Annotated in this window: 7 protein-coding genes; 1 reads left to right on the top strand and 6 read right to left on the bottom strand. The window is 46.2% G+C overall.

What is annotated here, in order from left to right:
• From QTO00_RS11840 to QTO00_RS11820, 5 genes are all read right to left on the bottom strand, one after another.
• On the bottom strand, positions 1–339 hold a 339-nt coding region (locus QTO00_RS11840; protein WP_331424998.1), incomplete at its 3' end, for an ATP-binding cassette domain-containing protein.
• A gap of 20 nt (positions 340–359) precedes the next feature.
• Complete coding sequence (ugpE, locus tag QTO00_RS11835; RefSeq protein ID WP_331424997.1) at positions 360–1202, bottom strand: sn-glycerol-3-phosphate ABC transporter permease UgpE; 843 nt, start codon at positions 1200–1202, stop codon at positions 360–362.
• Between the two features lie 13 nt (positions 1203–1215).
• Complete coding sequence (locus tag QTO00_RS11830) at positions 1216–2097, bottom strand: ABC transporter permease subunit (protein ID WP_331424996.1); 882 nt, start codon at positions 2095–2097, stop codon at positions 1216–1218.
• A gap of 71 nt (positions 2098–2168) precedes the next feature.
• On the bottom strand, positions 2169–3461 hold the full coding sequence (locus QTO00_RS11825) for an extracellular solute-binding protein (protein WP_331424995.1): 1293 nt from the start codon (positions 3459–3461) through the stop codon (positions 2169–2171).
• A gap of 212 nt (positions 3462–3673) precedes the next feature.
• Positions 3674–4810, bottom strand: a complete 1137-nt coding sequence (locus QTO00_RS11820) for a glycerate kinase (protein WP_331424994.1) — start codon at positions 4808–4810, stop codon at positions 3674–3676.
• A gap of 316 nt (positions 4811–5126) precedes the next feature.
• On the opposite strand from QTO00_RS11820, the gene QTO00_RS11815 reads away from it, so the two are divergent.
• A complete protein-coding gene (locus QTO00_RS11815) occupies positions 5127–6020 on the top strand; it encodes a patatin-like phospholipase family protein (RefSeq protein WP_331424993.1) in 894 nt (297 codons plus the stop codon).
• A gap of 28 nt (positions 6021–6048) precedes the next feature.
• On the opposite strand, the gene QTO00_RS11810 is transcribed toward QTO00_RS11815, so the two are convergent.
• Positions 6049–6773, bottom strand: a 725-nt coding sequence (locus QTO00_RS11810; protein ID WP_331424992.1) for a DeoR family transcriptional regulator, incomplete at its 5' end; no start/stop codon positions are given.

The raw sequence follows: 6773 nt of genomic DNA, 5'->3' as shown, positions 1-6773 counted from the left end.
AATCTTCTCATCAATCACTGATATATCCACACCACGATTTTTAAGACCGTAAGCGAGATTGTTGTACACCGTCACATGAGGATAGAGAGCGTAGATTTGGAACACCATTGCAATCTCGCGTGACGCAGGTTTTTCGGTATCAACTCGTCGGTTATTGAGGTAGATTTCGCCACCAGAGATCGACTCTAACCCTGCGATAGAGCGCAGAATAGACGACTTACCACACCCAGAAGGGCCAACAAGCACGATAAATTCGCCGTTGGCGGTATCTAGATTGACGCCTTTGACTGCCTGATGGCCATTTTCGTAAGTTTTTACCAATTGCTTAATTTGTAACATTGTTATATTCGCTCTAAATTCTACTTTTCGCTCTCAACCAGTCCTTTAACGAACCAGCGTTGGAAGATAATCACCACCAGCACGGGCGGTAGCATGGCGAGGATCACCATGGCAAAGGCATAGTTGTATCTTGGGTCTGGCGTCTCATTGATGTTGGCCAAAATCTGCTTAATACCCATCACTATGGTGTTATAGCTTTCATCAGTGGTCATCATGATCGGCCATAAGTACTGGTTCCAACCAACCACAAACATGATGATGAAAATCGCCGCCATCATGGTTCGTGAAAGTGGTAGTAAGATATCGACGATAAAGCGCAGTGGCCCTGCATTATCTAGCTGTGCCGCCTCAAGCAGTTCATCAGGTATGGTTTTAAAGAACTGACGAAAGAAAAAGGTCGCCGTTGCCGACGCAATTAGCGGAACGATAAGACCAGAATAACTGTTCAGCATGCCTAGCTTAGACACCACTTCATAAGAAGGCATGATGCGCACTTCAAGAGGAAGCAGCAGGGTGACGAAGATCAGCCAGAACCAAGCACTAGCATAGGGCAGCCTGAAGTAGACCAAAGCATAGGCTGCACACAGAGAGATGATTATCTTACCGATGGCGAACCCTAACCCCATGATCAACGAGTTGATGATCATTGTCTTAGCCGTAACGTCAGTAGTGAAGCCTTGGTCGGTGTTCCACGCCTTATCATAGACCTCAATAAAGTGATCACCTGGCAGCCACTGTAAGCCTTCCGTAAGAATGGTGGCTGAATCATGAGTGGAGCTGGCGAAGATAAGCCAGATAGGGAACAGCATAAAAGCCGCACCCAAGATAAGAATAATATGATCGCTAATTCTATTGTTTTTCATTGTCTTAGCTCCCTTAATAATGAACACGTTTTTCAATAAAACGGAACTGAAGATAGGTAAGACCAAGCACCATAATCAATAGCACTACCGATTGAGCTGAGCTACCACCAAGGTCTGCGCCGACAAACCCGTCAGTAAACACCTTGTACACTAAGGTTGTGGTCGAGCCGCCCGGTCCCCCGCCTGTCATCATGTCGATAACACCGAAAGTATCGAAGAAGGCATAGGTCAGGTTAATCACCAACAAGAAAAAACCGGTTGGGGCAAGAAGCGGAAAGGTGATAGTCCAGAAACGCCTGGTATCGCTAATACAGTCGAGAATCGACGCTTCTTTAACCGAAGTTGGAATAGACTGAAGACCTGCCAGAAAATAAACAAAGTTTACCGAGATCTGCTTCCACACCGAGACAACGACAAGCGCGATAATGGCGTCATTCGAGTCAGTTTGAAAACTGAAGTTGATATCGAGGGCTTTAAACAGATCGACAAACACACCTAGGTGAGGGCTGAACAAGAAAGTGCCCATCATACCTGCCACCGCAGGGGCTACCGCATATACCCAAGTGAGTGTGACTCGATAGGTGCTTTGACCATGAAGAACATTATTCGCTTTTACTGCGAGCAATAACGCCAGTGCCAATGAAAAGAAAGATACCAACAGCGAGTAATACAGAGTAAACCCGACAGATTTTAAATATTCCTCTGATTCAAAAAGGATGGTGTAGTTTTCAAACCAGACAAAGGTGGATGATAACCCCCAAGGATCTTCCAACATAAAGGATAGGTAAACCGCTTGAGCTGCCGGGTAGATAAAAAATATCGCAATAATTAAAATCTGCGGAGCCAGAAACACATAAGGCAAAGGAGAGTGCCGGAATTGTTGACGACGTTCCACGTGGACTCCAAAAAGTAGAAATATGAGATAAAAGAAAGCCCCCCCCTAAAGGTGAGGCTTAAGGTCGTAATTTACTGAACAGTGCGTGCGAAGCGCTTTAGAAGCTGTTGTGCTTCAATATCGATCTTCTCTAGGCTAGCCGGAACTTTTGACTCACCTGCAAAGATCTTATCCGTTTCACGGTACATCACTTCGCGGATCTGAGGGTAGAAGCCAAGGCGGTAACCTTTAGTCCACTCACCACCAGGTAGGCTCAATTGCTGAACACCCACTTCTGCATCTGGGCTCTCTTTGTAGTAGCCAGATTTTTTAGTTAGCTCATAAGCCGCGTTAGTGACAGGAACGTAACCCGTTGTTTTGTGCCACTGCATTTGAACTTCTGGGCTAGTTAGGTAGTTAAAGAATGCCGCAACACCTTTGTCTTCTGCTTTATCATGACCAGACAGAGCAAACAGCGCCGCACCACCAATAAAGGTCACGCCAGCGTTCTTATCGACCGATTCCCAGTAAGGAAGGAATGTCGTGCCTAGCTTGAAGTCAACGCGGTCACGCAGGCCACCAAATGAACCCGAAGAGCCAATCCACATTGCGACTTCTTTACGTTCGAATGGCGTTTGGTTCGCTGCCCAGTCTTTACCGTAATATTTGTAGTAACCCTTGTCTGCCCACTCTTTCATCTTAGTGAAGTGCATCTGTAGGTTCTTAGTGCTGTACATAACTTTGGTTGCTGGCGCATCGTAACCATTATTCTTGTCAGCTAGCTGTTGGTTATGGCGAGATTTGAAGTTCTCAAAGAAGATCCAAGGAGTGTGAGACTGAGAAAATGCCGCGTGGCCTTTTGCTTTTAGCTTTTGCGCAACGACTTCCATCTCTTCATAAGTCTTAGGTGCTTCAACACCCGCTTCTGCAAGCATGTCGCGGTTGAAGTAAAGTACAGGCGTTGAGCTGTTGAATGGCATGCCAACCATCTTACCTTGGCTGTCTGCATAGAAGTTACGTACACCCGCTAGGTAATCTTTAGAGTTGAAGCTGTAACCAGAATCTACCATGATGTCTTGCACTGGCTTAGCCACACCTTTTGCATTCATGATGGTTGCAGCACCTGCATCAAACACCTGAAGAATGTTTGGCGCTTCGTTCGCACGGAAAGCCGCAATACCTGCCGTTAGTGTCTCTGTATAAGAGCCTTTGTAAACAGGAACTAATTTGTAGTCATCTTGAGATGCGTTGAAATCAGTCGCAATTTTGTTCACGGTTTCGCCAAGCTGACCGCCCATTGCATGCCACCATGTTACTTCCGTTGCTGCGAGTGCTGAACCAGATACAGCCGCTGAAAGCATTCCGGTAATCCATAAGTGTTTCATCATTCCTTTCCTTAGTATTGAGGTTTCGTTTAGTTTCTTACGGAGTTCGTTTGTTTCGTTTCGCAGCCATTTTTCACCGATTAGGTGACATTTTTGTTTCGTTTGCATTTATCTTTAGTGAACGATTTATTTCTCCAACAAATAACGCAAGTTTGTTTGTTCCAAAAAAAACGGCCGCTGGTTAGCGGCCGTTTACAGTGTAAAGGGGTTGATTATTTAAGTGAGAGTGCCAATGCAGCAGCAACATTACGTGACGTCATTTCAACATTAAACACCGCTTCTTTCAGAGCGGTTGGTAAGTCAGTGGCTCCTAGAACAACACTGTAAACTGCATCAATACCGTGCTCATGTACTACCGCACAATCTTTGGCAATACTGCCTGCAATACCAATCACAGGTAGTTCGTATTGTTTGGCCACTCGCGCCACTCCTATGGGAGTTTTGCCGTGAATCGTTTGGCTATCGATACGCCCTTCACCCGTGACCACTAAATCAGCGTCTTTCACCACTTCTGATAGATTTACTGCATCCATCACTATGCTAATGCCTGACCGCAAGCTGGCATCAAACAAGCCAAGCAACGCTGCGCCAAGCCCACCAGCTGCGCCTGCTCCCGCTTGATTGATCACGTGTTTACCAGTGGTTTGGCGGATCACCTCAGCATAGTGGGCAAGGTTGCTATCAAGCTGCTCAACCATTTCAGGCGTTGCGCCTTTCTGAGGACCGAAGATATGCGACGCTCCTTTTAAACCACATAGCGGATTATCAACATCGCATGCGACTTCTAGCTGAACATCAGATAAACGAGGGTCAAGCCCAGACAAATCAATAGTCGCGAGATCGGCCAATACGCCGCCACCAAACGCCAAATCTTTACCATGTTTATCAAGTAATTTTGCTCCTAACGCCTGCGCCATTCCGACACCACCGTCGTTCGTCGCGCTGCCGCCTATACCTATGATGATATGTTGAGCTCCTTTATCGAGAGCTGCTTTGACCAGCTCTCCAGTGCCATAAGAAGTCGTCAACATCGGATTGCGTTGACTAGGCTCGACCAAATGCAAGCCCGATGCAGCCGCCATCTCAATCACTGCGGTTGAGCCATCACCCAACAAACCATAGAAACCATCAACGGATTGCCCCAAAGGGCCAGTCACCGTGACCGATTCGATATCGCCCCCAGTCGCATCTACGAGCGATTGAACCGTACCTTCACCACCATCAGCCATCGGCAATTTGACGTACTGAGCATCAGGCATAATCTGCTTAAACCCATTCTCGATCGCGGTGGCGACTTCCATAGCGGTTAAGCTCTCTTTGTATGAGTCCGGGGCGATAACGACTTTCATATTGGTTCCTTAACTCAATGAGCTGTGCTTAATCTAATAAATTTGTTTCATCAAAGCTTTTTACTCGACGACCCACTCAGCCACTACCTTGGCTAGATCACCATAATATTGATAAACGATTGATAATATGATCCCTTCTTTTTCGCCAATCAGAGTGTTCAATTGCATCTCTTTTCCTTGTGATGACGCTTTACTCACACGCCCAAGTAACATATCACAGAGTTAGTCATATCAATAAAGCGACTGTATTGCTCGCGTCACAGTTATAGACTAGTGTTAATACTCAAATGGACGAACAGGAGAGTGACAGGAAGTTATGACGTTCGAAAATCAACCCCATTCAAGTCAAAGTGAATCTAGCCAAGCAGAGTCTACTCACTCCAATAAACACGCCTTAGTCATTGAAGGTGGAGCGATGCGAGGCATCTTTGCTGCTGGGGTATTAGATGGCTTTCTTGACCATAACTACAACCCATTTGATTTTTGTATTGGTGTATCGGCAGGTTCAACCAATATTGCTTCGTGGCTATCCAAGCAACGAGGTCGCACTCATACCATTATCTTGGATTACTCTTGCCAGCCAGATTTCATCAATTTTAAGAAGTTTACCAAAGGCGGTCATTGGGTCGACCTCGATTGGCTGTGGGACCATATCGCAAAAAACAATCCTTATGACATGCAAGCCTTCAACCAGCAATCTCTGCCATTCCACGTTGTGACTACAGATGTTGAGTCAGGTACGCCCGTTTATATTCAAGGTAACGAGAGCAACCTTGAACAGCTAACTAAGGCTTCGTGCTCCTTACCGTTTGCGTATCGAAACCACCTTAAATTGGGGGGCAAACGTATGATAGATGGCGGAGTATCTGACTCGATTCCAGTGATTGAAGCATACAAACGCGGAGCAAAAACGATAACTGTGGTTCTTTCACAAAGGCTTGGCTATCAGAAGAAACCAACCAAAGCCCCTTGGCTCATTCGTCGTCTGATGAAAGGCACTCCAAACCTCGCTGAGGCAATGATTAACAGGGCTGAGCGCTACAATCAAACGTTAGAGTTTATTAATAACCCGCCCGAGGATTGCACGATTCATGTGATTGCACCGGAAGACAGCTTTCAAGTTGGACGCTTAACCACAGACAAGGCAAAACTAGAGGCCGGCTATCAAATGGGTTTAACAGCGGCAAAGAGAGTTGCACTAAGTCAGTAATCCCCTATTAGCACCTCTGGCAATCGTTCTAAGCGACAACAACTTCAACACCTGACGATTTCAGGTAGGCTAAATCTTCTTCAGGCGCTGAATCATCGGTCAGCAAGATGGAGATATTACTCGTCGTGCCAATTGTCGATGGGAAAATCTGACCAAACTTACTCGAATCGGTAAGGATGATATTACGACGCTGCTTAGCCAAAATCGTATCGGCGATCTCTGCGCGCATCATGTCGCGACTGGTAAAGCCGGTATCTTGGTGGAAACCATCAATGCCTAAAAACGCCGTACTAAAATGGATGTTCTCAATACAGAGCTTAGTGAGTGGGCCAACCAGACTTTCACCCTGATGCTGATACACACCTCCGAGCAAAATAATGTTGGCCGAAGTATTGCGAATTAGATGTGCGATATAGGCCGAAGGGGTAATGATGGTTACGTCACCGCGTTCAGCTAACGTTCGAGCGAGCAAAGCATTGGCACTACCCCCTTCAATTAACACAGTTTCATTCGGCGCAACCAAATCGGCAGCCTTGTTAGCCAGTGATTGCTTGATGTCAAAACGAACTTCTAAGCGACTATCAAGATCATCACTTTGTAGCGCCATCGCCGCACCATGAACCCGCTTGAGGTAACCTTCTTGCTCTAAGAAGTTCAAATCTTGACGAATGGTAACCCCAGACACGCCGATCACATCGACAAGCTCAGTCACTTGAATACGTTTACGATCATTCACGAGCTGCAGGATTTCAT

The organism is Vibrio sp. M260118, from assembly GCF_036533755.1.
Classification (GTDB): Bacteria; Pseudomonadota; Gammaproteobacteria; order Enterobacterales; family Vibrionaceae; genus Vibrio.
This window is presented reverse-complemented; position numbering and strand designations above follow the sequence as displayed.

Coding starts and splice junctions, on each gene's coding strand:
- ugpE (WP_331424997.1), bottom strand. CDS start 1,202: ATGAAAAACAATAGAATTAGCGATCATATTATTCTTATCTTGGGTGCG.
- QTO00_RS11825 (WP_331424995.1), bottom strand. CDS start 3,461: ATGAAACACTTATGGATTACCGGAATGCTTTCAGCGGCTGTATCTGGT.
- QTO00_RS11820 (WP_331424994.1), bottom strand. CDS start 4,810: ATGAAAGTCGTTATCGCCCCGGACTCATACAAAGAGAGCTTAACCGCT.
- QTO00_RS11815 (WP_331424993.1), top strand. CDS start 5,127: ATGACGTTCGAAAATCAACCCCATTCAAGTCAAAGTGAATCTAGCCAA.